25 protein-coding genes are annotated in these 24,582 nt (G+C 70.6%); 23 read left to right on the top strand and 2 right to left on the bottom strand.

Going from position 1 to position 24,582, the window contains the following annotated elements; translation table 11 throughout:
* The first annotated feature begins 217 nt into the window (after positions 1-217).
* The 5 genes from PV682_RS16185 (at position 218) to ftsH (ending at position 8,078) form a co-directional block, all read left to right on the top strand.
* Positions 218-1,552 carry an ammonium transporter gene (locus tag PV682_RS16185; RefSeq protein WP_319730288.1) on the top strand — a complete coding sequence of 445 codons (1,335 nt, stop codon included), beginning with the start codon at positions 218-220 and terminating at the stop codon, positions 1,550-1,552.
* Positions 1,549-1,887 carry a P-II family nitrogen regulator gene (locus tag PV682_RS16180; protein WP_055725071.1) on the top strand — a complete coding sequence of 113 codons (339 nt, stop codon included), beginning with the start codon at positions 1,549-1,551 and terminating at the stop codon, positions 1,885-1,887. The genes PV682_RS16185 and PV682_RS16180 overlap by 4 nt, the downstream gene beginning before the upstream one ends.
* A gap of 26 nt (positions 1,888-1,913) precedes the next feature.
* Complete coding sequence (locus PV682_RS16175; protein ID WP_319730284.1) at positions 1,914-4,352, top strand: [protein-PII] uridylyltransferase; 2,439 nt, start codon at positions 1,914-1,916, stop codon at positions 4,350-4,352.
* Between the two features lie 107 nt (positions 4,353-4,459).
* Positions 4,460-6,007 (top strand): signal recognition particle protein, encoded by a 1,548-nt coding sequence (gene ffh, locus PV682_RS16170; RefSeq protein ID WP_319730281.1) that lies wholly within the window; start codon positions 4,460-4,462, stop codon positions 6,005-6,007.
* 136 nt (positions 6,008-6,143) lie between these two features.
* A complete protein-coding gene (ftsH, locus tag PV682_RS16165; RefSeq protein ID WP_319730279.1) occupies positions 6,144-8,078 on the top strand; it encodes an ATP-dependent zinc metalloprotease FtsH in 1,935 nt (644 codons plus the stop codon).
* A 51-nt stretch (positions 8,079-8,129) separates the two neighbouring features.
* On the opposite strand, the gene PV682_RS16160 is transcribed toward ftsH, so the two are convergent.
* Positions 8,130-8,921 carry a class I SAM-dependent methyltransferase gene (locus PV682_RS16160; protein ID WP_319730277.1) on the bottom strand — a complete coding sequence of 264 codons (792 nt, stop codon included), beginning with the start codon at positions 8,919-8,921 and terminating at the stop codon, positions 8,130-8,132.
* A 213-nt stretch (positions 8,922-9,134) separates the two neighbouring features.
* Here PV682_RS16160 and proS point away from each other — a divergent pair, with 213 nt between their 5' ends.
* The 18 genes from proS to PV682_RS16070 all read left to right on the top strand — a co-directional run bounded on the left by proS (position 9,135) and on the right by PV682_RS16070 (position 24,079).
* A complete protein-coding gene (gene proS / locus PV682_RS16155; RefSeq protein WP_319730274.1) occupies positions 9,135-10,550 on the top strand; it encodes a proline--tRNA ligase in 1,416 nt (471 codons plus the stop codon).
* Positions 10,551-10,812: 262 nt separating this feature from the next.
* Positions 10,813-11,418 (top strand): hypothetical protein, encoded by a 606-nt coding sequence (locus PV682_RS16150; RefSeq protein ID WP_055719893.1) that lies wholly within the window; start codon positions 10,813-10,815, stop codon positions 11,416-11,418.
* 250 nt (positions 11,419-11,668) lie between these two features.
* The gene (gene rpsP, locus PV682_RS16145; RefSeq protein WP_055719894.1) at positions 11,669-12,088 is read left to right on the top strand and encodes a 30S ribosomal protein S16; all 420 of its coding nucleotides are present in this window, start codon (positions 11,669-11,671) and stop codon (positions 12,086-12,088) included.
* 5 nt (positions 12,089-12,093) lie between these two features.
* Positions 12,094-12,333: an RNA-binding protein gene (locus PV682_RS16140; protein ID WP_003973401.1), complete on the top strand. Its 240-nt coding sequence runs from the start codon at positions 12,094-12,096 to the stop codon at positions 12,331-12,333.
* A gap of 103 nt (positions 12,334-12,436) precedes the next feature.
* Complete coding sequence (rimM, locus tag PV682_RS16135) at positions 12,437-12,979, top strand: ribosome maturation factor RimM (RefSeq protein WP_112472273.1); 543 nt, start codon at positions 12,437-12,439, stop codon at positions 12,977-12,979.
* Positions 12,979-13,812: a tRNA (guanosine(37)-N1)-methyltransferase TrmD gene (gene trmD / locus PV682_RS16130; RefSeq protein WP_319730270.1), complete on the top strand. Its 834-nt coding sequence runs from the start codon at positions 12,979-12,981 to the stop codon at positions 13,810-13,812. The genes rimM and trmD overlap by 1 nt, the downstream gene beginning before the upstream one ends.
* Before the next feature lie 138 nt (positions 13,813-13,950).
* On the top strand, positions 13,951-14,301 hold the full coding sequence (rplS, locus tag PV682_RS16125; protein ID WP_020128707.1) for a 50S ribosomal protein L19: 351 nt from the start codon (positions 13,951-13,953) through the stop codon (positions 14,299-14,301).
* A gap of 45 nt (positions 14,302-14,346) precedes the next feature.
* On the top strand, positions 14,347-15,045 hold the full coding sequence (gene lepB, locus PV682_RS16120; RefSeq protein ID WP_319730268.1) for a signal peptidase I: 699 nt from the start codon (positions 14,347-14,349) through the stop codon (positions 15,043-15,045).
* Complete coding sequence (gene lepB, locus PV682_RS16115; protein WP_319730266.1) at positions 15,038-16,135, top strand: signal peptidase I; 1,098 nt, start codon at positions 15,038-15,040, stop codon at positions 16,133-16,135. Before lepB (PV682_RS16120) ends, lepB (PV682_RS16115) begins: the two co-directional genes overlap by 8 nt.
* Positions 16,023-16,997 (top strand): signal peptidase I, encoded by a 975-nt coding sequence (gene lepB, locus PV682_RS16110; protein WP_319730263.1) that lies wholly within the window; start codon positions 16,023-16,025, stop codon positions 16,995-16,997. Before lepB (PV682_RS16115) ends, lepB (PV682_RS16110) begins: the two co-directional genes overlap by 113 nt.
* Positions 16,998-17,226: 229 nt before the next feature.
* Complete coding sequence (gene lepB / locus PV682_RS16105; RefSeq protein ID WP_319730261.1) at positions 17,227-18,021, top strand: signal peptidase I; 795 nt, start codon at positions 17,227-17,229, stop codon at positions 18,019-18,021.
* 145 nt (positions 18,022-18,166) lie between these two features.
* Positions 18,167-18,688 (top strand): NUDIX hydrolase, encoded by a 522-nt coding sequence (locus PV682_RS16100; RefSeq protein ID WP_407705695.1) that lies wholly within the window; start codon positions 18,167-18,169, stop codon positions 18,686-18,688.
* A 56-nt stretch (positions 18,689-18,744) separates the two neighbouring features.
* Positions 18,745-19,053, top strand: coding sequence for a DUF2469 domain-containing protein (locus PV682_RS16095; protein WP_010353840.1), 309 nt, complete (start codon positions 18,745-18,747; stop codon positions 19,051-19,053).
* Between the two features lie 79 nt (positions 19,054-19,132).
* Positions 19,133-19,534, top strand: a complete 402-nt coding sequence (locus PV682_RS16090; protein WP_319730258.1) for a YraN family protein — start codon at positions 19,133-19,135, stop codon at positions 19,532-19,534.
* A gap of 1 nt (position 19,535) precedes the next feature.
* On the top strand, positions 19,536-21,161 hold the full coding sequence (locus PV682_RS16085; protein ID WP_319730256.1) for a YifB family Mg chelatase-like AAA ATPase: 1,626 nt from the start codon (positions 19,536-19,538) through the stop codon (positions 21,159-21,161).
* Between the two features lie 55 nt (positions 21,162-21,216).
* Positions 21,217-22,368 carry a DNA-processing protein DprA gene (gene dprA / locus PV682_RS16080; RefSeq protein ID WP_407705694.1) on the top strand — a complete coding sequence of 384 codons (1,152 nt, stop codon included), beginning with the start codon at positions 21,217-21,219 and terminating at the stop codon, positions 22,366-22,368.
* 253 nt (positions 22,369-22,621) lie between these two features.
* Entirely contained in the window at positions 22,622-23,461 is an 840-nt protein-coding gene (gene whiG, locus PV682_RS16075) for an RNA polymerase sigma factor WhiG (protein ID WP_319730252.1), read from the top strand.
* Positions 23,462-23,524: 63 nt separating this feature from the next.
* Complete coding sequence (locus tag PV682_RS16070; protein WP_319730620.1) at positions 23,525-24,079, top strand: TetR/AcrR family transcriptional regulator; 555 nt, start codon at positions 23,525-23,527, stop codon at positions 24,077-24,079.
* Here the strand turns inward: PV682_RS16070 and PV682_RS16065 are convergent.
* On the bottom strand, positions 23,971-24,519 hold the full coding sequence (locus PV682_RS16065; RefSeq protein WP_319730250.1) for a M23 family metallopeptidase: 549 nt from the start codon (positions 24,517-24,519) through the stop codon (positions 23,971-23,973). The genes PV682_RS16070 and PV682_RS16065 overlap by 109 nt on opposite strands.
* Between the last annotated feature and the right edge of the window lie 63 nt (positions 24,520-24,582).

Raw genomic sequence — 24,582 nt, 5'->3', positions numbered from 1 at the left:
GGAAGGGGAAGGTTGCGCCACGATAACGATCCTCGCGGCCAACATCAGCCAATTCATCGACGCGTAACACAGGCGACCCCTTCGTCACCCCCGCGAAACAGCGAGGGGCCCGGGCCGAAACCGCGCTGCGCCAGTCTCAAGGCCCATAACCGGCCCGCCCCCACTCCGCAGCCGAGGCTTCGCCCGCACGGGGCCGTACGACGACGAGGAGACGCCGATGGCTCCAGCCATCACCATCGCCGCAGACAAACTGTCTGCCGCCAACACAGGCTTCATGCTCATCTGCTCCGCCCTGGTGCTGCTGATGACCCCCGGCCTGGCCTTCTTCTACGGCGGCATGGTCCGCGTCAAGAGCACCCTGAACATGCTGATGATGAGCTTCATCAGCATGGGCATCGTCACCGTCCTGTGGGTGCTCTACGGCTTCTCCATGGCGTTCGGCACCGACCACGGCTCCCTCATCGGCTGGGAGTCCGACTTCGTCGGCTGGTCCGGCATCGACAAGATGGACATCTGGTCCGGCTACACCATCCCGGTGTTCGTCTTCGCCGTCTTCCAGATGATGTTCGCCATCATCACCCCCGCCCTGATAAGCGGCGCCATCGCCGACCGCGTCAAGTTCTCCGCCTGGGCCCTCTTCGTCGTCCTGTGGGCCACCGTCGTCTACTTCCCCGTCGCCCACTGGGTCTGGGGCACCGGCGGCTGGGCCTTCGAACTCGGCGTCATCGACTTCGCCGGCGGCACGGCCGTCCACATCAACGCGGGCGCGGCGGCCCTCGGCGTCATCCTCGTCATCGGCAAGCGCGTCGGCTTCAAGAAGGACCCGATGCGCCCCCACAGCCTCCCGCTGGTCATGCTCGGCGCGGGCCTCCTGTGGTTCGGCTGGTTCGGCTTCAACGCCGGGTCCTGGCTCGGCAACGACGACGGCGTCGGCGCGCTCATGTTCGTCAACACGCAGATCGCCACCGCCGCCGCCATGCTCGGCTGGCTCGCCTACGAGAAGATCCGCCACGGCGCCTTCACCACGCTCGGCGCCGCCTCCGGCGCGGTCGCGGGCCTCGTCGCCATCACCCCCTCCGGCGGCGCGATCACCCCCATCGGCGCGATCTGCATCGGCCTCATCACCGGCGTCGTCTGCGCCATGGCCGTCGGCCTCAAGTTCAAGTTCGGCTACGACGACTCCCTCGACGTCGTCGGCGTCCACATGGTCGGCGGTGTCCTCGGCTCCGTCCTCATCGGCTTCTTCGCCAGCGGCAAGGGCCAGTCCGACGTCAAGGGCCTCTTCTACGGCGGCAACGCCGACCAGCTCTGGAAGCAGCTCGCCGGTGTCGGCGCCGTCCTCGCCTACTCCCTCATCGCCTCCGCGATCCTCGCCTTCCTCATCGACAAGACCCTCGGCATGCGCGTCGACGAGGACGAGGAGATCTCCGGCATCGACCAGGCCGAACACGCCGAGACCGCCTACGACTTCAGCGGCGCCGGCGGCGGCATCGTCAAGTCCGCCGCCGTCCCCGCGGGCGTCGGTGCCGAGTCCAAGAAGGTGGACGCATGAAGCTCATCACCGCCGTCGTCAAGCCCCACCGGCTCGACGAGATCAAGGAAGCCCTCCAGGCCTTCGGCGTCCACGGACTGACGGTCACCGAAGCCAGCGGCTACGGTCGGCAGCGGGGACACACCGAGGTCTACCGGGGTGCCGAGTACACCGTCGACCTCGTCCCCAAGATCCGCATCGAGGTCCTGGCCGAGGACGACGACGCCGAACAGCTCATCGACGTCATCGTCAAGGCCGCCCGCACCGGCAAGATCGGTGACGGCAAGGTCTGGTCCCTCCCGGTCGACACGGCCGTCAGGGTCCGCACCGGCGAGCGCGGCCCGGACGCGCTCTGACCGAAGAACAGAACAGGAGTCGCTGGGTGACGAGCACGGACGAGCGAAGCGAAGAACAGGACTCGGGACCCAGCGGCTACGCGGCGGCCCGGCTGCACCTCCTCACCGAGGGAGGTACGGCCGGGCCGCAGCGCCGCAGCGCCCTGTCCGAACTGACGGACGACTGGCTGGCCGGCCTGTTCGCCTCCGCCACCGGAGACCTCAGAGGCATCTCCCTCGTCGCCGTCGGCGGCTACGGACGCGGCGAACTCTCCCCCCGCAGCGACCTCGACCTCCTCCTCCTGCACGACGGCAGCGACACCAAGGCCGTCGCCACCGTCGCCGATCGCCTCTGGTACCCCGTCTGGGACCTCGGCCTCGACCTCGACCACTCCGTCCGCACCCCCACCGAGGCCCGCAAGACGGCAGGCGAGGACCTCAAGGTCCAACTCGGCCTCCTCGACGCCCGCCACCTCGCCGGCGACCTCGGCCTCACCTCTGGATTGCGCACCGCGATCCTCGCCGACTGGCGCAACCAAGCCCCCAAACGCCTCCCCGAACTCCGCGAACTCTGCGCCGAACGCGCCGACCGCCAGGGCGAGTTGCAGTACCTCCTCGAACCCGATCTCAAGGAAGCCCGCGGCGGCCTGCGCGACGCCACCGCCCTGCGCGCCGTCGCCGCGTCCTGGCTCGCCGACGCACCCCGCGAAGGACTCGACGACGCGCGACGCAGACTCCTCGACGTCCGCGACGCCCTCCACCTCACCACCGGACGCGCCACCGACCGCCTCGCCCTCCAGGAACAGGACCAGGTCGCCGCCGAACTCGGCCTCCTCGACGCCGACACCCTGCTCCGGCAGGTCTACGAATCCGCCCGGCTCATCTCCTACGCCAGCGACGTCACCTGGCGCGAGGTCGGCCGGGTCCTGCGGTCGCGTGCGGTCCGTCCCCGGCTGCGGGCCATGCTCGGCGGCGGGAAACAGGTCGTGGAGCGGTCGCCGCTCGCGGAAGGCGTGGTCGAGCAAGACGGAGAGGTCGTGCTGGCCCGCGCCGCCCGCCCCGAACGGGACCCGGTTCTGCCGCTGCGCGCGGCTGCGGCTGCCGCACAGGCGGGGCTTCCGCTGTCGCTGCACGCCGTACGCCGGCTGGCGGCGACGGTACGCCCCTTGCCGACCCCCTGGCCCGCCGAGGCCCGCGAGCAACTGGTGACGTTGCTCGGCTCCGGCCAGCCCACCATCGACGTCTGGGAAGCCCTGGAGGCCGAGGGGCTGATCACCCGGTTGTTGCCCGACTGGGAGCGGGTTCGCTGCCGCCCCCAGCGCAACGCCGTCCACATCTGGACCGTCGACCGGCATCTCATCGAAACGGCCGTGCGCGCATCGGAGTTCACACGCCGGGTGAGCCGACCGGACTTGTTGTTGGTGGCCGCGCTCTTCCACGACATCGGCAAGGGGTGGCCCGGCGACCACTCAGTGGCGGGCGAGATCATCGTCAAGGACGTCGCCGCGCGCATCGGGTTCGACCGTACGGACGTGGCGGTGCTGTCGACCCTCGTACGCCACCACCTCCTGCTCATCGACACGGCGACCCGGCGCGACCTCGACGATCCGGCGACGGTCCGCTCCGTCGCGGAGGCGGTCGGCACGCAGAGCACGCTGGAGCTGCTCCACGCGCTGACCGAGGCGGACGCGCTGGCCACGGGGCCTGCGGCGTGGTCCTCGTGGCGGGGCTCCCTCGTCACGGAGCTGGTCAAACGGGTCGGCGCGGTCCTCGCGGGCGACGAGCCCGAGGCGCCGTCCACGTCCGCGCCCACCGCCGAACAGGAACGGCTGTCCATCGAGGCACACCGCACGGGCGGGCCGGTACTGGCGCTGCGCGCGCAGACCCACGAGGAGGAGATGGACCCCGGCGAGCCGCTGGGGGTGGAGCTGCTGATCGCCGTCCCGGACCAGCCGGGTGTGCTTCCGGCGGTGGCCGGTGTGCTGGCCATGCACCGGCTGACGGTCCGCACGGCAGAGCTGCGCGAACTGGAGCTGCCGGACGGGGTGGACCAGGGTTCGGTGCTGCTCCTCGACTGGCGGGTGGCGGCGGAGTACGGCTCGCTGCCGCAGGCCGCCCGGCTGCGCGCGGACCTGGTGCGCGCGCTGGACGGCTCCCTGGACATCGCCGGACGCCTGGCCGAGCGGGACGCGGCCTACCCCCGCCGCCGAGGCTGGGTGGCCCCGCCGCCCCGGGTGACCGTCGCTTCGGCGGCCTCCCGGCACGCGACGGTCATCGAGGTGCGGGCTCAGGACGCACCGGGGCTGCTGTTCCGGATCGGGTCGGCGCTGGAGGACTCCGCGGTGCGGGTGCGGAGCATGCACGTGAGCACGCTGGGTGCGAATGCCGTGGACGCGTTCTACGTGACGTCGGCTTCGGGGGCGCCGCTGCCGGGGGACGAGGCGGGGGCGGTGGCTCGGAAGCTGGAGGAGACGCTGAGGGCGTGAGGCGGAGCCCCGTCCGTTGAACGCAACGGGCGGGGACGATTTGCTTGTATGGCCGGATACCCTGGAAGACGCTCACACTGCCCCCGACTCCGAGGACCGACGCCGCCGTGTTCGATACTCTCTCCGACCGCCTCGCGACTACCTTCAAAACCCTGCGTGGTAAGGGTCGGCTGAGCGAAGCGGACATCGACGCCACCGCGCGGGAAATCCGCATCGCGCTCCTCGAAGCGGACGTTGCTCTTCCTGTCGTTCGTTCCTTCATCAAGAACGTCAAGGAGCGTTCCCTCGGGGCCGAGGTCTCCAAGGCGCTCAATCCAGGCCAACAGGTTCTCAAGATCGTTAATGAGGAACTGATTACGATCTTGGGCGGCGAAACCCGCCGCCTCCGCTTCGCCAAGACCCCCCCGACCGTCATCATGCTCGCCGGCCTCCAGGGCGCCGGTAAGACCACCCTCGCCGGCAAGCTCGGCAAGTGGCTCAAGGAGCAGGGCCACTCGCCCCTCCTCGTCGCCTGCGACCTCCAGCGCCCCAACGCCGTCAACCAGCTGAGCGTTGTCGCCGAGCGCGCTGGTGTCGCCGTATACGCTCCGCAGCCCGGCAACGGCGTCGGTGACCCCGTGGCCGTCGCCAAGGACTCGATCGAGTTCGCGAAGTCGAAGGTCCACGACATCGTGATCGTGGACACCGCCGGTCGGCTGGGTATTGACGCGGAGCTGATGCAGCAGGCCGCGGACATCCGGGACGCAGTCCAGCCCGATGAGATTCTTTTCGTCGTCGACGCCATGATCGGCCAGGACGCCGTCAACACCGCGGAAGCCTTCCGCGACGGCGTCGGCTTCGACGGTGTCGTCCTCTCCAAGCTCGACGGCGACGCCCGAGGCGGCGCGGCGCTCTCCATCCGGCAGATCACCGGCAAGCCGATCATGTTCGCGTCGAACGGCGAGAAGCTGGAGGACTTCGACGCGTTCCACCCGGACCGGATGGCCTCCCGCATCCTCGACATGGGTGACCTGCTCACCCTGATCGAGCAGGCGGAGAAGACGTTCAGTCAGGAAGAGGCCCAGAAGATGGCCTCGAAGCTGGCGTCGAAGAAGGGCCAGGACTTCACCCTGGACGACTTCCTGTCCCAGATGGAGCAGGTCAGGAAGATGGGGTCGATCTCGAAGCTGCTCGGGATGCTGCCCGGCATGGGCCAGATCAAGGACCAGATCAACAACCTGGACGAGCGGGACGTCGACCGCACGGCCGCGATCATCAAGTCGATGACCCCGGCGGAGCGTACGGACCCGACGATCATCAACGGTTCGCGCCGCGCGCGTATCGCGAAGGGTTCCGGCGTCGAGGTCAGCGCGGTGAAGGGCCTGGTGGAGCGGTTCTTCGAGGCGCGGAAGATGATGTCGAGGATGGCGCAGGGCGGCGGGATGCCGGGCATGCCGGGGATCCCCGGGATGGGCGGTGGCCCGGGCCGTACGAAGAAGCAGCCGAAGCAGGCCAAGGGCAAGCAGCGGTCCGGCAACCCGATGAAGCGCAAGCAGCAGGAGCTGGAGGAGGCGCAGCGCCGGGAGGCGGCGGCGCAGGGGAACGCGTTCGGGGTGCCGCAGCAGGGCACGCAGGACTTCGAGCTGCCGGACGAGTTCAAGAAGTTCATGGGCTGACAGCGGCTCGGCCCGACGGCGGCTCGGGCTGAAAGCAGCTTGGCTGTAAATATTCTTGTACGACCACCCAGGGCACCCCTCTTCGGAAGGGTGCCCTTCGTGTGCCGTGCGCGGGGCGCTGTCGTACGGTCCGGGTATGACGAACCCTGCCCCGCCGCGCAAGTCGCCGGACCAGCCCTGGCGTACCGAGGGGACCCCCGAGGAGCCGCCGAAGCCGCCGGGTGGGCGGCGGATGCGGGGTGGCTGGTGGCGGCTGGTCTTCACGGCGCTGGTCGTGTACCTGCTGGCGAACATCGTGTTGTCGTACTTCGGCGACGAGGGCGAGCCGACGATCTCGTACACGGAGTTCAGCAAGCAGGTCGACGCGGGCAATGTCAGCAAGATCTACGCCAAGGGCGACGCGATCCAGGGCCAGCTGAAGAAGGAGCAGAAGGACCCGGACGGCGGCGAGAAGTACACGAAGTTCAACACCGAGCGGCCCACGTTCGCGGACGACAAGCTGTGGGAGGGGCTGGCGAAGAACAATGTCACCGTGACCGCGGAACCGGTCGTCCAGCACCGCAGTTTCCTGGTGAACCTGCTGATCTCGCTGGCGCCGATGCTGCTCCTGGTGGTGCTGTGGATCTTCATCGCGCGCCGGATGAGCGCGGGGATGGGCGGCGCGGGCGGCATGCTGGGCCGCCGGTCGGCGCCGAAGCCGGTGGAGCTGGAGGCGGGGGAGAAGCGGACGACGTTCGAGGACGTCGCGGGGATCGACGAGGTCGAGGGTGAGCTGAACGACGTCGTCGACTTCCTGAAGAACCCGGACGCGTACCGGAAGATGGGCGCGAAGATGCCGCGCGGTGTGCTGCTCGCGGGTCCTCCCGGCACCGGCAAGACGCTGCTGGCGCGTGCGGTGGCCGGTGAGGCGGGGGTGCCGTTCTTCTCGGCGTCGGCGTCGGAGTTCATCGAGATGATCGTCGGCGTGGGGGCGTCCCGGGTGCGTGAGCTGTTCGCGGAGGCGCGGAAGGTGGCGCCGTCGATCATTTTCATCGACGAGATCGACACGATCGGTCGCGCGCGGGGCGGCGGTTCGGGCATGGGCGGTCACGACGAGCGTGAGCAGACGCTGAACCAGATCCTGACGGAGATGGACGGTTTCTCGGGCTCGGAGGGCGTGATCGTGATCGCGGCGACGAACCGCGCGGACGTCCTGGACCCGGCGCTGACGCGTCCCGGCCGCTTCGACCGGGTCGTGCAGGTGTCCCCGCCGGACCGGGGTGGCCGCAAGGCGATCCTGGAGATCCACACCCGCCAGATCCCGCTGGCCCCGGACGTGGACCTCGCGCAGGTGGCCCGTACGACCCCGGGGATGACCGGCGCGGAACTCGCCAACCTCGCGAACGAGGCGGCTCTCCTCGCGGTGAAGCGGGGGCAGGACCAGGTGACCCAGACCGACCTCTCGGAGGCCCTGGAGAAGGTCCAGCTGGGTGCGGAACGGCCGCTGGTGATGCCGGAGGAGGAGCGGCGGCGTACGGCGTACCACGAGAGCGGGCACGCTCTCCTGGGCATGCTCCAGCCGGGCGCGGACCCGGTCCGCAAGATCACCATCGTCCCGCGCGGGCGCGCGCTGGGCGTCACGCTGTCCACGCCGGACGCCGACAAGTACGCGTACACCGAGGAGTACCTGCGGGGCCGGATCATCGGCGCGCTCGGCGGGATGGCGGCCGAGCAGGTCGTGTACGGGGTGATCACGACGGGCGCGGAGAGCGATCTGGAGCAGGTCACCAACATCGCGCGCGGGATGGTCGCCCGCTGGGGCATGAGCGAGCGCGTCGGCCGCCTCTCGGCCCTCCCGAACGACGCCCAGTCCGCGTACGGCCTCGCCGCGGCGCCGCAGACCCTCGACGTCATCGACGGCGAGATGCGGCGCATCGTCGACGAGTGCTACTACGAGGCGTGCCGCAAGCTGGTCGAGCACCGGGACCAGCTCGACGCGCTCGCCCTGGCGTTGCTGGAGAGCGAGACGCTGGAGGAGGCGGACGCGTACCGGGTGGCGGGGATCACGCGGCTGATGAAGGACGCGGATTAGGGCACCACGTGTCGTTTTCTGACCGGATCGACGCCCCTATAGGGGGCGCGTTCAGGGCACGCGGGCGATCAGGTAGCGGAACACGTTCGGCATCCACACCGTGCCGTCCCGCTGCACGTACGGGTGCAGCGCTTCCCGGATCTCCTTGTCCACCTGGTCCGGGTCGCCGGCCTCGACGGCCGCGTCGAACAGCCCCGTCGACAGCAGCCCCCGTACGGCGCTGTCGACACCGGCGTACCCGAAGGGGCACGCGACGCGTCCGGAGCCGTCGGGTTTGAGTCCCGCCCTGTACGCGACCTCCTCCAGGTCGTCGCGGCAGGCGGGGCGCCAGCCGCCGTTCAGGGGGTCGGCGACGCGCAGGACGGCCGAGGTGGCGCAGCGCTCCGGTGGCCCCCATCCGGCGAGGACGACGGGTGCGCCGCGCTCGGCGAGGGGGACGGCGTCGGCGAGGAGCCCGGTGCCGTGGAAGGCGGTGATCAGGGTGTACGGCTCGCGGGCCGGGGGCAGCGCGCTGCCGAGGTGGGTGTCCTGGCGCGCGCGGGGTGACCAGTGGTCCGGCAGCAGGCGCTCGCGCGCGAGGGCGAGGCGCTGGGGTGAGCGGGGTTCGGTCCCGCTGACGGTGGCTCCCCGGGAGGCGGCCATCAGGAGGGCCAGCCCCGAGCCGCAGGACAGGCCCAGGAGCCGGGTGCCGGGGCCGACGTCGAGGCGGTCGTAGGCGGCCTCGTAGAGCGGGACGAGCATCCGCTCCTGGATCTCGGACCAGTCACGCGCGCGGGCACCCGGTTCCGTGGGCGGGGCGGTGCCCGCGTGGGAGGGGGTCCGGCGCACGAGCGTAGGTGTCATCGAAAAGCGCCCCAATCCGCCGAGTTCTCGAAGCGTGTCGCCGTGTCGATTCCGCGTGGGCCCCCGTGCAGTGCTGCGGCACTTCTCCCCGCAGTTGTCAGGTAACTCCCGTACGGGGGTGCCGTCCAGGGGTCGAAGGGGGTGGTTTACGGGTGCGCCCGCGCGGGCGAAAAGAATTCACATCCCCGCAACGTGGGCCCGTAGCATCCCGTCATGGCGAAAGCACCCGTACTCACGCCGCGCGAGGTCGACTTCCCGCGCTGGTACCAGGATCTGATCACCAAGGCCGAGCTGGCCGACAACGGCCCGGTGCGCGGCACGATGGTGATCCGACCGTACGGGTACGGGCTGTGGGAGCGGACGCAGGCGGAGATGGACGCCCGGATCAAGGCGGTCGGCGCGGAGAACGCGTACTTCCCGCTGCTGATCCCCGAGTCGTACCTCACCCGTGAGGCCGACCATGTGGAGGGGTTCGCGCCGGAGCTGGCGGTCGTCACGCACGGCGGCGGCAAGGAGCTGGAGGAGCCGGCGGTCGTCCGCCCGACCTCCGAGACGATCATCAACGAGTACTTCTCGAAGTGGGTCCAGAGCTACCGGGACCTGCCCCTGCTGATCAACCAGTGGGCGAACGTGGTCCGTTGGGAGCTGCGCCCCCGGCTGTTCCTGCGGACGACGGAGTTCCTGTGGCAGGAGGGCCACACGGCGCACGCGACGTACGAGGAGGCGCGGGACTTCGCGGCGCGCATCCAGCGGGAGGTGTACGGCGACTTCCTGGAGAACGTCCTCGCGATCGACTTCGTCAGCGGGCGCAAGACGCCCCGGGAGCGTTTCGCGGGGGCGATCAACACGCTCACGCTGGAGAGCATGATGGGCGACGGCAAGGCCCTCCAGATGGTCACCAGCCACGAGCTGGGCCAGAACTTCGCGAAGGCGTTCGGCACGCGCTATCTGTCGAGGGAGGGCACCCAGGAGCACGTCTGGCAGACGTCCTGGGGTTCGACGACCCGCATGATCGGCGCGCTGGTGATGGCCCACGGGGACGACGACGGGCTGCGCGTCCCGCCCCGGCTCGCGCACGTCCAGGTGGTCGTGGTGGCCGTGAAGGACGACGAGGCGGTTCTGGCCAAGGTCCGCGAGGTCGCCGAACGGCTGCGTGCGGCGGGCCTGCGCGTGCGCGTGGACGACCGGACCGACACCCCCTTCGGGCGCCGCGCGGTCGACTGGGAGCTGAAGGGCGTCCCCGCGCGCGTGGAGGTCGGCCCGCGTGACCTGGCGAGCGGCACCGCGACCCTGGTCCGGCGCGTCCCCGGCACGAAGGAGCCGGTCGCGCTCGACGGGCTTGCCGCGCTGCTTCCCGGGTACCTGGAGGACGACCAGGCCCTCCTGCTCCGCCAGTCCCGCGCGCACCGCGAGTCCCGTACGGCGGACTGCGCGAGCGTCGGGGAGGCGGTGGAGGCGGCTTCGGCGGGCGGCTGGGCGCGCGTGCCGTGGTCGGTGCTCGGCGAGGAAGGTGAAGTCGGGCTGGGGGAACGGGGGTTGACCGTACGGTGTCTGCTCGCTGAGGACGGGTCGGTGCCGAGCGACGGGGACGCACCCGGTAACGTCGCCATCGTCGCGCGCGCGTACTGAGGGCGGTGCCCCGGGGACGCGAGCGCGGCCGAAAGGCCCCTTGCGCCCCGGGGGATCACGGCTCCCCCGGCGCGAGGAGACGGCGTACACGCCGGGGCGTATCTGTGACTACGCACCACCTTGCGGTGAGCTGTGAGGCTTCTCCGCAGATCAGCGCACCCGCCCTCGTCTCCGCTCATCAGTGCCAACTGACGGGTACGTGCAAATTATTTGGGATGGCCCGGAATAGGAACACAGCGGCACTCCCGCTCGTTGTCATTACGTGAGCACGACACAGACACCACCTGTTCTCGCCGCAGAGTTGGCGGAGGCGTGGGCCGATATCCAGCGGTACCACCCCGAACTGCCCGACCTTGCCGCGCCAGAGTCCCTGATCGGGGAGTCGTCGTCCGCGTGCGGTCACGAACTCTCCTTCGAGCGACTGCTTCACGAGGCAGTCCATGGCATCGCCGCCGCGCGCGGCGTGCGTGACACGTCCCGCGCCGGGCGGTACCACAACCGCAGATTCCTCGCGATCGCCGAGGAGCTGGGCCTCGACCACCCCGAGGAGCCGCATCCCAGCAGCGGCTTCTCGCTGGTGACGCTCAGCCCCGAGGCGAAGCGGCGCTACCGGCCCACCATCGAGCGCCTCCAGCGGGCGCTCAAGGCCCACACGGCGGCGACGACCGCGGAGACGACGCGCGCGTTCCGCGGGCCCGCCGCCCGGCACGGCTCCTCCGGGGGCGGTGTGCGGGTCAAGGCCGTGTGCGACTGCGGGCGCAACGTCCGGGTCGTCCCGTCGGTCCTCGCGCAGGCGCCGATCGTCTGCGGGGGGTGCGGGAAGCCGTTCCGCATCCCTGAGATCGCCGAGATCGTCGGGGCGGCGTAAGGGCCGTACGCACCGGCATCTCGTGGCTGCCGGTTCGGCCGTGGCGATGCCATGCGCACCCCCGTGCGCATGGCATCCACCCGCGACGGAAGCTCCCCCTACCCTGTGGCACAATGGCTAGCTGTACTCGACAGTCGCACAGGACCCCTCTCTCCTCCGGCTGACGCGTCCATCGGGCACTCGGGTACCGCAACCCCACGCGGCTCGCTCGTCGTGCCCAACCACGTCAAAACCAGGAGAGTCCACTCCCGTGGCAGTCAAGATCAAGCTGAAGCGTCTGGGCAAGATCCGTTCGCCTCACTACCGCATCGTCGTCGCCGACTCCCGCACCCGCCGTGACGGCCGTGCGATCGAGGAGATCGGCAAGTACCACCCGACGTACCACCCGTCGGTCATCGAGGTCGACGCGGACCGCGTCGCGTACTGGCTGGGTGTCGGCGCGCAGCCGACCGAGCCCGTCCTCGCGATCCTGAAGAAGACCGGCGACTGGCAGAAGTTCAAGGGCGAGCCCGCCCCGGCTCCGCTGCTCGTCGCCGAGCCGAAGAAGGCGCGTCCCACGTTCGAGGCCCTGGGCGGCGACGACGAGGGCAAGGGTGAGGCGATCACCCAGAAGAAGAAGGCCGAGAAGAAGGACGAGGCGCCTGCCGAGTCCGAGTCGGCCGAGGCCTGAGCAGCATGCTCGAAGAGGCGCTTGAGCACCTCGTGAAGGGCATCGTCGACAACCCCGACGACGTGCAGGTCGCCTCGCGCAACCTGCGCCGCGGGCGCGTGCTGGAGGTCCGGGTCCACCCCGACGACCTCGGCAAGGTGATCGGCCGCAACGGCCGCACCGCGCGCGCTCTGCGTACCGTCGTGGGCGCCATCGGCGGTCGTGGAGTCCGGGTCGACCTCGTCGACGTGGACCACGTGCGCTGACGTTTCGCACGCAACACCGGCTCGGGCCGGGGAGGGCCTTTTCGGGGGCTGTCCCCGGCCCGCAGTCGTATGAGCCGCCGTTCCCGACAGGAGATCAAGCACAGTGCAGTTGGTAGTCGCTCGCGTCGGCCGTGCCCACGGCATCAAGGGCGAGGTCACGGTGGAGGTCCGCACCGACGAGCCGGAGCTGAGGCTCGCTCCGGGCGCCGTCCTGGCCACCGACCCGGCCGCCACCGGGCCCCTGACCATCGCCACCGGCCGCGTCCACAGCGGCCGGCTCCTCCTGCGCTTCGAGGGCGTCGCCGACCGCAACGCCGCCGAGGCCCTCCGCAACACCCTCCTGATCGCCGACGTCGACCCGGAGGAGCTGCCCGAGGAGGAGGACGAGTACTACGACCACCAGCTCATGGACCTGGACGTCGTGACCGTCGACGGCACCGAGGTCGGCCGCATCACCGAGATCTCCCACCTGCCCTCCCAGGACCTCTTCATCGTCGAGCGCCCCGACGGCAGCGAGGTGATGATCCCGTTCGTCTCCGAGATCGTCACGGAGATCGACCTGGAGGAACAGCGCGCGATCATCGACCCCCCGCCGGGCCTGATCGACGACCAGGCCGACATCGTGTCGTCCCGGGACGAGGCGTAATGCGGCTCGACGTCGTCACGATCTTCCCCGAGTACCTCGACCCCCTGAACGTCTCCCTCGTCGGCAAGGCCCGCGCGCGCGGGCAGCTCGACGTACGGATCCACCACCTCCGCGACTGGACCCACGACCGCCACAACACGGTCGACGACACCCCCTACGGCGGCGGCCCCGGCATGGTCATGAAGACCGAGCCCTGGGGCGACGCCCTCGACGAGATCCTCGCCGACGGGTACGACACCGGCGCCCGCGAACCCGCGCTGATCGTCCCCACCCCCAGCGGACGCCCCTTCACGCAGGACCTCGCCGTCGAACTCTCCGAGCGGCCCTGGCTGGTGTTCACCCCGGCCCGGTACGAGGGCATCGACCGCCGGGTCGTCGACGAGTACGCGACCCGGATGCCGGTGTACGAGGTGTCCATCGGCGACTACGTCCTCGCCGGCGGCGAGGCGGCCGTCCTCGTCATCACGGAAGCCGTCGCCCGGCTGCTGCCCGGCGTGCTCGGGAACGCCGAGTCGCACCGGGACGACTCCTTCGCGCCCGGCGCGATGGCCAACCTCCTCGAAGGGCCCGTCTACACCAAGCCGCCCGCCTGGCGCGGCCGGGAGATCCCCGAGACGCTGCTCAGCGGCCACCACGGGAAGATCGCCCGCTGGCGGCGCGACGAGGCCCTCAGGCGGACCACCTTGCACCGGCCCGACCTGATCGAGCGGGCCGCCCCCGAGGGCTTCGACAAGAAGGACCGGGAGATGCTCTCGATCCTGGGCTGGGCACCCGACCCGGCGGGTGCGCCGTACGGCCGATTTTGGCGTCGCGTCGTTGACGTGGAAGAATAGGCCGCTGCTGTTGTGCCGTCCGGCGTTCGCCCCTGCCACAGGGGGACACGACGTCCGCCCCGACGGAAGCGGCAGACCTCTTTTGTGAAACCTAGTTTCCGCCTATGACCTGTGGCATGGGCGAAGAAAGCAGACGAAATGTCTCACCTGCTCGACTCCGTCGACGCCGCGTCGCTGCGCAGCGACGTCCCGGCCTTCCGCCCGGGTGACACCGTCAACGTCCACGTCCGCGTCATCGAGGGCAACCGCTCCCGTGTGCAGCAGTTCAAGGGCGTCGTCATCCGCCGCCAGGGCGCCGGTGTCCGCGAGACCTTCACGGTCCGCAAGGTCTCCTTCTCCGTCGGCGTCGAGCGCACCTTCCCGGTGCACACCCCGATCGTCGAGAAGATCGAGCTCGTCACCCGCGGTGACGTGCGTCGCGCCAAGCTGTACTACCTGCGCGAGCTGCGCGGCAAGGCCGCGAAGATCAAGGAGAAGCGCGACAACTGATCTCACGGCGGTTGTCACAGCGGGGCCGGATAGCATCGGGCCCCGATGGACACCGAAGTACGATCAACCGAACGCGACCGCTCACCAGGTCCCGCCGATCCGGCGGACGGCCCGGAGAGCCGGTCGCGTTTCGCATGGCTGCGCAGCCCCGCCGCGTGGCTGCCCGGCGGCCGGATCAGCCTCTCCCTCCTCCTCTGCCTGGTCTTTCTGCTCCTCCTCAACGCGTTCGTGGCCAAGCCCTTCCAGATTCCCAGCGGATCCATGGAGAACGGATTGAGGATCGGGGACCGGGTTCTCGTAAATAGGTTGGCGTACCGTTTCGGTGCCGAGCCGCGCCGCGGCGACGTCATCGTGTTCGACGGCACCGGGTACTTCGGGAACTCCGACTACGTCAAGCGCGTAGTGGGGGTAGGCGGTGACCGTGTGGTCTGCTGCGACAAGGAGGGGAGGATCCAGGTGAACGGCCGGTCCGTCGACGAGTCGGCGTTCCTCTTCCCGGGCGACAGCGCGTCCTCGGTGCCTTTCGTCGTGGTCGTGCCGAAGGGCACGCTCTTCGTCCTCGGCGACCACCGCAGCCGCTCCAGCGACTCCCGCGACCACCTCGGCTCGCCGGGCGGCGGCATGATTCCCGTCGGTGCCGTCATCGGGCGCGCGCAGTACGTCGTATGGCCCTGGAGCCGGATCGGGCGGGTGCCCGACGAGGAGGGCGCCTACGCGCGCGTGCCGGAGGGTGCGCATGGGTAACCGCGGCAGACCGCGCGGAGTGCCGGAGAGCGCGGCCGAGGAACTGCTCCCCACCGGATCGCGGCGCACGTCCGGTACGCCGGCCGGCGGCCGGTCCCGCGCGGAGCGGCGCAAGCTCCAGCGCAAGGTCAAGCGCAAGCGGCGGCGCTCGGCGATGCGGGAGATACCGCTGCTCGTCGGGGTCGCCGTGCTGATCGCGCTGGTGCTGAAGACGTTCCTGGTGCAGGCGTTCGTCATCCCGTCCGGGTCCATGGAGCAGACCATCCAGATCGGGGACCGGGTCCTCGTGGACAAGTTCACGCCGTGGTTCGGCTCGAAGCCCGAGCGCGGGGACGTCGTCGTCTTCAAGGACCCCGGAGGCTGGCTCGCTGACGAGCAGGCGACCGGGAAGAAGAGCGACCCCGTCGTCGTCAAGCAGGTCAAGGAGGTCCTGACCTTCATCGGGCTGCTGCCGTCCGACAACGAGAAGGACCTGATCAAACGGGTCGTCGGGGTCGGCGGCGACGTCGTCAAGTGCTGCGACGCGAACGGGAGGGTCACCGTCAACGGCACGCCTCTCGAAGAGGCGTCGTACCTGTATCCGGGCAACGAGCCCTCCCAGACCCCCTTCCAGGTCACCGTCCCCCAGGGACGGCTGTGGGTCATGGGGGACCACCGCGCGAACTCCGCGGACTCCCGCTCGCACCAGAACACGTCGTACGGCGGGACGGTCTCCGAGGACGAGGTCGTCGGAAGGGCCATGGTCATCGCCTGGCCGGTCGGGCACTGGACGAGCTTCAAGGATCCGCAAACCTTTGCTTCTGTGGCGAAGTCCGCGTCACAGAAGGCCGCCGCCTCCTCGCCGTCGCATAGGGTTGCCCAGGACGATCCGAACGGAACCGTCCGACTCCCGAGCCCTGCGGAACTCCCGCTCGTTATGGGAGTAGTGGGCCTGCGCCGTAGGTGGGGCAGGCAGCGGCACAGAGTGAGGAGCTGGCGTGGGGGATGTGGCGGTTGGCGCACGGTCCGGGCAGGACGGCGAGGATCACCGCGGACGTTCCGTGGAAGACGCCGTCCCGGCGACGGACGACGCCGTGACCTCCGGGAGTGAGCCGGTGGCGGACGGTCCCGCGGACGGGCAGCCACCCGAGGACACGGGCTCGTCCGGGGACGGTTCGGCACCCAAGGCGAAGAAGCCGCGCTCCTTCTGGAAGGAGCTGCCGATCCTCATCGGGATCGCGCTCGTCCTCGCGCTGCTGATCAAGACGTTCCTGGTGCAGGCGTTCTCGATCCCCTCCGACTCGATGCAGAACACCCTCCAGCAGGGTGACCGCGTCCTCGTCGACAAGCTCACCCCGTGGTTCGGGTCCGAGCCCGAGCGCGGTGAGGTCGTCGTCTTCCACGACCCGGCCGACTGGCTCGCCGGCGAGCCGACCGCCGACCCGAACGCGATCCAGACATTTCTGAGCTGGATCGGGCTCATGCCGTCCGCCCAGGAGAAGGACCTGATCAAGCGGGTCATCGGGGTCGGCGGCGACACGATCGAGTGCAAGGGGACCGGGCCGCTCAAGGTCAATGGCAAGGCGCTCAACGAGCCGTACGTCTACCCCGGGAACACGCCCTGCTCCATGGACGACCAGGGCGGGCAGTTCACCGTCAAGGTGCCCAAGGGCATGATCTGGGTCATGGGCGACCACCGGCAGAACTCCCGGGACTCCCGCTACAACCAGTCCGACAAGAACCACGGCATGGTTCCCGTCGACGAGGTCGTGGGGCGCGCGATCGTCAAGGCCTGGCCCATCAACCGCTGGGGCACGCTGCCGGTTCCCGACACCTTCGACCAGTCCGGGCTGAACGACCAGTCGTCGGCCGCGCTGAGCGTGGCTCCGCAGGGGGTCGCGCTGGCGGGGATGGTGCCGGTGGTGCTGTGGCGGCGGCGGAAGTACGCGGGGGCCGCGGGGGAACGCGGCTGAGCCTTTGACGGCCGGCAGGGTTTTTGCGGGGCCCGTCGGGACGCACTCGGTGCGTTCTGGCGGGCCCTGTGTGTTGGGGGCATGTGTTGGGGGCGTGTGCGGTGGGCGCGTGTCGGGGGCGTGTGCTGTGGGCGTGTGTTGTGGGAGGGAAAGCCTTTTCCCAAGGTTGTGCGGTTGGCCTCGGGGAAGGGCTGACCTTGTTCGGTACCGCCGGGTAGGGTGCCGGGTCATGGGTGGTGAGAGTGTGACGCGTACGGCTCCGCGCGGCGGGCAGGGTGGCGGGCAGGCTTCTTCGGCGGGGGCTCCCGCGGGGGGCCGGCTCGGGAACAGGCTGTCCGGGGTGGCGGTCGCCCTCGGGATCGTCATGTTCGTGGGCGGGTTCGCCTGGGCGGCCCTCGTCTACCGGCCGTACACCGTGCCGACGAACTCCATGTCGCCCACCATCCAGGCCGGTGACCGGGTGCTCGCCGAGCAGATCGGCGGGGACGAGGTGCGGCGGGGCGACGTCGTCGTCTTCAACGACAAGACGTGGGTCGAGAACGCGGCCGTCGTCAAGCGGGTCGTCGCGGTCGGCGGGGACACGGTCGCCTGCTGCACCGACGGGAAGCTGACGGTCAACGGCAAGAAGATCACCGAGCCGTATCTGGCCGACGGGGTCGCTGAGGTCACCGGCTTCCCGACGATCACCGTGCCCCAGGGGCGGCTGTTCCTCCTCGGCGACGAGCGGCAGGGGTCGCTGGACTCCACCGCGCACCTCACGGACGCGGCGCAGGGGACGGTCGCCCGGAGCGCCGTGAAGGCGCGCGTGGATGCCGTCGTGTGGCCGATGAACGGGATGCTGAAGAAACCGACCGGGTTCGAGGAGCTGGGGCCGTTGTCCCAGCCGGGGCCGGTCCGGTTGATCGTCGGGTTGATCGTCGTGGGCGGGGTGCTGGTGCTGGCGGGCGGGGCGTACGGGCCTGTCGCGGGGTTCGTGGGGCGGCGCCGGCGGAGCACGGCGCGGGCGGCGGCCGGTGCGGCCTGACGGGGCCGGGGCGTCCGGTGTGGGCGGGGCGGGTGGAGTGAGCGGGGTGTCCGGTGCGGCTGAGGGGGCTGGTGCAGGCGGGGCGTCCGGCGTGGCCGAAGGGGCTGGTGTGGGCGGAGCGTCCGGCGTGGCTGAGGGGGCTGGTGTGGGCGGGGTGTCCGGTGCGGCTGAGGCGTTCGGCTCGGGGGTGTTGCGGAAGGTCGCCCGTGTCGTGCTGCTCGATCCCGAGGACCGGGTTCTGCTGCTGCACGGGCACGAGCCCGACGATCCCGGGAACGACTGGTGGTTCACGCCCGGCGGGGGTGTCGAGGACGGGGAGAGCCGTGAGGACGCCGCCCTGCGGGAACTCGTCGAGGAGACCGGGATCAGGGATGTGCGGCTCGGGCCCGTGCTGTGGCGGCGGGTGTGCTCGTTCCCCTTCGCGGGGCGGCGGTGGGACCAGGACGAGTGGTACTACCTCGCGCGTACGACGACGACCGTGACCCGTGCCACGGCCCTCACCGAGCTGGAGCGGCGCAGTGTCGCCGGTGCGAGGTGGTGGACCTGTCGGGAACTGGGCCGGTCGCATGAGACGGTGTATCCGACCAGACTTGCCGAGCTGCTGCGCCGGCTGCTCGACGAAGGGCCCCCGCCCAGGCCCGTGACCCTTGACACGGAAATCGTCTAGGGGCGCGCGGGACTGGCGCACAATGGTGGGACCGCACGGCTGAAGGGGAACATGCCATGAGCGCCGAGGACCTCGAAAAGTACGAGACCGAGATGGAGCTGAAGCTCTATCGGGAGTACCGCGATGTCGTCGGGTTGTTCAAGTATGTGATTGAGACGGAGCGGCGGTTCTATCTCACCAACGACTACGAGATGCAGGTGCACTCGGTCCAGGGTGAGGTGTTCTTCGAGGTGTCCATGGCGGATGCCTGGGTGTGGGACATGTACCGGCCGGCTCGGTTCGTGAAGCAGGTCCGGGTGTTGACGTTCAAGGACGTGAACATCGAGGAGTTGAACAAGAGCGATCTGGAACTGCCGGGGAACTGAGTACGTCACCTGTACGGGTGACGGAGTTTTCCCCAGGTCCCGGCTTGTCCACCAAGATCCTTTCGGTCTCGCCGGGTGCGTGATCGTCGGTGCCGGAGGTGGTGCCGACATGAACACGGATCTGGCACGCAAGGCAGTCGGAGAGTACGGCGAGGAGCTGGCCGCGCGGCGGCTGGCCGACGCCGGGATGACGGTCCTGGAGCGCAACTGGCGCTCCGGCCGGGCCGGTGAGATCGACATCGTGGCGCGGGACGGGGACGTCCTGGTCGTCTGCGAGGTGAAGACACGGCGGGACGGACCCTTCCAGCACCCCCTCGCCGGGGTCACCCCCCAGAAGGCGGACCGCCTGCGCGGCCTCGCCGAACACTGGCTCCACACCCACGGCGGCGCCCCGCCCGGGGGCGTCCGCATCGACGTCGTCGCCGTGCTCCTGCCCCGGCGCGGGGCCGCCGTCGTCGAGCACGTGCGGGGGGTGGCCTGAGATGGGGTTCGCACGCACGTGTTCCGTGGCCCTGGTGGGGGTCGAGGGAGTCGTCGTCGAGGTCCAGGCGGACCTGGAGCCGGGGGTGGCGGCGTTCACGTTGGTGGGGCTGCCGGACAAGAGCCTGACGGAGAGCCGGGACCGGGTGCGGGCGGCTGTCGTCAACTCGGGTGGCGAGTGGCCGCAGAAGAAGCTCACGGTCGGGCTCAGCCCGGCGTCGGTGCCCAAGGCGGGCTCCGGCTTCGATCTCGCCGTCGCCTGCGCGGTGCTCGGCGCGGCGGAGCGGATCGATCCGAGGGTGCTGGCCGACATCGTGATGATCGGCGAGCTGGGGCTGGACGGGCGGGTGCGTCCCGTGCGGGGCATCCTGCCCGCCGTGCTGGCCGCCGCAGAGGCGGGGTACCAGCAGGTCGTCGTCCCGGAGTGCGCGGCGGCGGAGGCGTCGCTGGTCCCCGGGGTGTCCGTGCTCGGGGTGCGCAGTCTGCGCCAGCTCATCGCCGTCCTCGCGGACGAGCCGGTGCCCGAGGAGGAGCCGGACGAGGCGGGGCGGCCCGATCCGCTGCTGGCGGGCCTGCGGGTGCCCGGGACGGGCGCGGCCACCGGCATCCACAGCATGGGCGCGGCCCAGCAGGACCAGGGCCACGACCTCGCCGACGTCGTGGGCCAGCTCTCGGCCCGTACGGCCGTGGAGGTCTCGGCGGCCGGTGGCCACCACCTGTTTCTGGAGGGTCCGCCAGGAGCCGGCAAGACCATGCTGGCGGAGCGGCTGCCGGCCGTGCTGCCCCCGCTCGGGCGGGAGGACTCCCTGGAGGTCACGGCCGTCCACTCGGTGGCCGGACTGCTGCCGCCGGGCAAGCCGCTCGTCGACGTGGCCCCCTACTGCGCCCCGCACCACTCGGCCACGATGCAGGCGCTCGTCGGAGGCGGCCCTGGCATCGCCCGGCCGGGAGCGGTGTCCCTGGCCCATCGCGGGGTGCTTTTTCTCGACGAGGCCCCGGAGTTCAACAGCACCGCGCTCGACGCCCTCCGACAGCCCCTGGAGGCGGGGCATGTGGTGATCGCCCGCAGCGCCGGCGTGGTGCGGTTCCCGGCGCGCTTCCTCATGGTGCTGGCGGCGAACCCGTGCCCCTGCGGGAGGTTCTCGCAGCGGGACACGCTGTGCGAGTGCCCGCCCTCCGTGATCCGCCGCTACCAGGCCCGGCTCTCCGGGCCGCTCCTCGACCGGGTCGACCTGAGGGTCGAGGTGGACCCCGTCAGCCGCGCCGAACTGGCGTACCGCGGGCCCGGCGGGGAGTCCACGGCGACGGTCGCCGCGCGGGTGCTGGCCGCCCGGGAGCGCGCGGCGGCCCGGCTGGCCGGCACGCCGTGGCGGACCAACAGCGAGGTCCCCGGCCGGGAGCTGCGCAGCCGCTGGCAGGCGGTGCCCGGTGCGATGGACGAGGCCGAGCGGGGGCTCGAACGCGGTGTGCTCACCGCCCGGGGCGTCGACCGCGTCCTGCGGGTCGCCTGGACGGTCGCCGACCTCGTCGGCCACGACCGCCCCGACACGGCCGATGTCGCCCTGGCGCTGCAACTGCGGACCGGGGTACCGCGCGGGGTGCCGATGGCGATCGGCGCGCTGACCTGACGCATGTGGTCGGGCCGCGTACCGAGGTGCGGTGCGCGGCCCCTCTCGGAAGGAGCTGTGGGTGGACGAGGAAGAGCGGGTTGCTCGGGTGTTTCTTGGGCGGGTTGTCGAGCCTGGGGATGAGGTCGGGGGGCGGTGGGTTCGGGGGGTCGGGGCTGTGGAGGCGGCTCGGTGGGTTCGGTGGGGTGGCGGTGTGCCGGAGGGGGTTGGTGAGCGGCGGTGGAGTGGGATGCGGGGGCGGGCCCTGGAGGCTGATGGGGAGCGGGATCTTGAGGTGGCTCGGGGGGTGGGGGCTCGGTTCGTGTGTCCGGGGGAGGGGGAGTGGCCTTCGACGCTGGACGAGTTGGGGGACGCGCGGCCGTTGGGGCTGTGGGTGCGGGGGCGGGCGAGTCTGAGGGTGTGGGCTTTGCGGTCGGTGGCCGTGGTGGGGGCTCGGGCCTGCACGGAGTACGGGGCTCATGTGGGGGCCGCCATGGGGGCGGGGCTGGCCGAGCGGGGGTGGGTCGTTGTGTCCGGGGGTGCTTACGGGGTCGACGGGGCCGCTCATCGCGGGGCGCTCGGCGTCGGTGGGGCGACCGTCGCGGTGCTGGCCTGCGGGGTCGACCGGGCCTATCCGCGCGGGCACGCCGAGTTGATCGAGCGGATCGCCGAGCAGGGGCTGGTGGTGGGGGAGTTGCCGCCGGGAGCGCACCCGACGCCGAGCCGGTTCGTGCTCAGGAACCGGGTGATCGCTGCGTTGACGCGGGGGACCGTGGTCGTGGAAGCGGCCGTGCGCAGTGGGTCGCTGGTGACGGCCCGGGCCGCGCTGCGGCTGGGGCGGTACACGATGGGGGTGCCGGGGCCGGTGACGAGCGCGTTGTCGGCGGGGGTGCACGAACTGCTGCGCGGGCAGGGGCAGGTGGTGACGGACGCCGCCGATGTCGTGGAGCTGGTGGGGGAGATGGGGGAGCTGGGGCCGGAGAGGAGAGGGCCCGTGCTGCCCCGGGATCTGCTGGGCGCGGCCACGGCACAGGTGCTGGACGCGCTGCCGGGCAACCGTGCCGCCGGTGTCGTGGAGATCGCGCGGGCCGCGTTGACCTCCCGGGACGACGCCGTCGCCCGGCTGTACGAACTGCGGGCGCTCGGGTACGTCGAACGACACGGCGAGAACTGGAAGTTGACACGCCAGGCGGTGATGTCCGTTCGGGGCCCCCGGAGCGGGCGGTGAGGCCCGTGGTTCGGCCGTCCGAGGGAACGCGTAACCCCTTGGGAATTCCGGCAGTTGACGGACGCGACAGATCACACGAGTGCCGGGCGGAGCCCTGGGGGACGGGAGAGTGAACGTATCTGCGCACCGTCCGGGGCTCGTTCTTCGCACACCGCGACACCTTTGTCACGCTACGCTCACGAGGATTCCGGCACAGACCGGCTGTAGGCACTCCTACCTCACGTACTCACGGCAGAACGGCACAAGGCGACGAATGCCCCAGCACACCTCCGGGTCCGACCGGACGGCCGGCCCCCCAGCCGCCCGGGACGGCGGCAGCGTGCGGCCCGCTCCCTCGACGCTCGACGAGCTGTGGCGGTCGTACAAGGAGACGGGGGACGAACGGCTGCGGGAGCAGCTCATCCTGCACTACTCGCCCCTCGTGAAATACGTGGCGGGACGGGTGAGCGTCGGGCTGCCGCCCAATGTGGAGCAGGCGGACTTCGTGTCGTCCGGGATCTTCGGGCTGATCGACGCGATCGAGAAGTTCGACGTCGGGCGGGAGATCAAGTTCGAGACGTACGCCATCACCCGGATCCGGGGGGCGATGATCGACGAACTGCGGGCGCTGGACTGGATTCCGCGGTCCGTGCGGCAGAAGGCGCGGAACGTGGAGCGGGCGTACGCGACGCTGGAGGCGCGGCTCAGGCGGACGCCGAGCGAGCAGGAGGTGGCGGCGGAGCTGGGGATCGCCGTCGAGGATCTGCACGCCGTGTTCAGTCAGCTGTCGCTGGCCAACGTCGTCGCGCTCGACGAACTGCTGCACGTCGGCAGCGAGAACGGGGACGGGCTCAGCTTCGTGGACACGCTGGAGGACCACGCCGCCGACAACCCCGTCGAGGTCGCCGAGGACCGGGAGCTGCGGAGGTTCCTGGCGCGGGCCATCAACACGCTGCCCGACCGGGAGAAGACCGTCGTGACCCTCTACTACTACGAGGGGCTCACGCTCGCGGAGATCGGGAACGTGCTCGGGGTGACCGAGAGCCGGGTCAGCCAGATCCACACGAAGTCGGTGCTCCAGCTGCGGGCGAAGCTGGCCGGGTTCGGGAGGTGAGACTCCCGTGCCGGGCGGCTCGTCCGTACAGTGGATGCCGTGCCAAGGATTCGAGCGGCCTCCGTGGCCGAGCACCGGTCGATGCAGCGAGCCGCCCTGTTGGACGCGGCTCGGTCCCTGTTGTCCGAAGGGGGGACGGAGGCGCTGACGTTTCCGGCGCTCGCCGAGCGGACGGGGCTCGCGCGGTCGTCCGTGTACGAGTACTTCCGGTCCCGGGCGGCTGTCGTCGAGGAGTTGTGCGAGGTCGACTTCCCGGTGTGGGCCGCTGAGGTCGAGGTGGCCATGGGGGCGGCTCGGGGGGGTGCGGGGAAGGTCGAGGCGTATGTGCGCAAGCAGTTGGAGCTGGTCGGGGACCGGCGGCATCGGGCTGTGGTCGCCATCTCGGCGAGTGAGCTGGACGCGGGGGCCCGGGAGAAGATCCGGGCCGCGCACGGGGGGCTGGTCGCGATGATCGTCGAGGCGCTGGCGGAACTCGGACACGCTGAGCCCCGGCTGGCGGCGATGCTGGTTCAGGGCGTGGTGGATTCCGCTGTGCGGCGCATCGAGCTGGGGGTCGAGGATCCTGGGGCGGTTGCCGAGGCCGCGGTGGGGATGGTGCTGCGGGGGGTGTCCAGGTAGGGGAGCAGTCTTGGCGGGGTTCGGGGGAGGAGGGAGAGAGGGTTGAGGTAGGTGTTTCCCTGTTTCAGGCCCCAGTGGAGGCAGGGGATCGTGCAGTGGGTTCCGTCGGGTTCCACCTTGCCGATGAGCTGGCCCTCCTCGACCTTGTCGCCCTTGGAGACCGTGGGGTGGACCGGTTCGTAGGTTGTGTGGAGGCCTGTTGCGGTGAGTCGCAGGGTGATTACTCCTCTGCCTGCCACGCGGCCGGCGAAGGTCACCGTGGCTCGGGAGACCGCTCGTACCGGGGTGCCCGGGGGTGTGGAGAGGTCGACGCCTCGGTGGCCGGCCGTGTAGGGGGTCGGGGGCGGGGTGTAGGGGCGGAGGATCGGGGGGTGGGGGGTTACCGGCCAGGTGGTGGCCGGGGGGAGCAGGAGCAGCAGGGCGTAGAGGGTTTTCTGCATGAGTGGAGCGTCGTCCTCGGCGGTCGTCCGTGTTCACGCCTGTGGAGTACTCCCCGGTTGTGG

Origin of the sequence: Streptomyces niveiscabiei (assembly GCF_033794345.1) — a bacterium.
Classification (GTDB): Bacteria; Actinomycetota; Actinomycetes; order Streptomycetales; family Streptomycetaceae; genus Streptomyces; species Streptomyces niveiscabiei.
Note: the sequence above shows the minus strand (reverse complement) of the source record. Positions and strands in the feature narration are given on the sequence as shown.

Coding starts and splice junctions, on each gene's coding strand:
- PV682_RS16185 (WP_319730288.1), top strand. CDS start 218: ATGGCTCCAGCCATCACCATCGCCGCAGACAAACTGTCTGCCGCCAAC.
- PV682_RS16180 (WP_055725071.1), top strand. CDS start 1,549: ATGAAGCTCATCACCGCCGTCGTCAAGCCCCACCGGCTCGACGAGATC.
- ftsH (WP_319730279.1), top strand. CDS start 6,144: ATGACGAACCCTGCCCCGCCGCGCAAGTCGCCGGACCAGCCCTGGCGT.
- PV682_RS16160 (WP_319730277.1), bottom strand. CDS start 8,921: ATGACACCTACGCTCGTGCGCCGGACCCCCTCCCACGCGGGCACCGCC.
- proS (WP_319730274.1), top strand. CDS start 9,135: ATGGCGAAAGCACCCGTACTCACGCCGCGCGAGGTCGACTTCCCGCGC.
- PV682_RS16140 (WP_003973401.1), top strand. CDS start 12,094: ATGCTCGAAGAGGCGCTTGAGCACCTCGTGAAGGGCATCGTCGACAAC.
- trmD (WP_319730270.1), top strand. CDS start 12,979: ATGCGGCTCGACGTCGTCACGATCTTCCCCGAGTACCTCGACCCCCTG.
- rplS (WP_020128707.1), top strand. CDS start 13,951: ATGTCTCACCTGCTCGACTCCGTCGACGCCGCGTCGCTGCGCAGCGAC.
- lepB (WP_319730268.1), top strand. CDS start 14,347: ATGGACACCGAAGTACGATCAACCGAACGCGACCGCTCACCAGGTCCC.
- lepB (WP_319730266.1), top strand. CDS start 15,038: ATGGGTAACCGCGGCAGACCGCGCGGAGTGCCGGAGAGCGCGGCCGAG.
- lepB (WP_319730261.1), top strand. CDS start 17,227: ATGGGTGGTGAGAGTGTGACGCGTACGGCTCCGCGCGGCGGGCAGGGT.
- PV682_RS16095 (WP_010353840.1), top strand. CDS start 18,745: ATGAGCGCCGAGGACCTCGAAAAGTACGAGACCGAGATGGAGCTGAAG.
- PV682_RS16085 (WP_319730256.1), top strand. CDS start 19,536: ATGGGGTTCGCACGCACGTGTTCCGTGGCCCTGGTGGGGGTCGAGGGA.
- whiG (WP_319730252.1), top strand. CDS start 22,622: ATGCCCCAGCACACCTCCGGGTCCGACCGGACGGCCGGCCCCCCAGCC.
- PV682_RS16065 (WP_319730250.1), bottom strand. CDS start 24,519: ATGCAGAAAACCCTCTACGCCCTGCTGCTCCTGCTCCCCCCGGCCACC.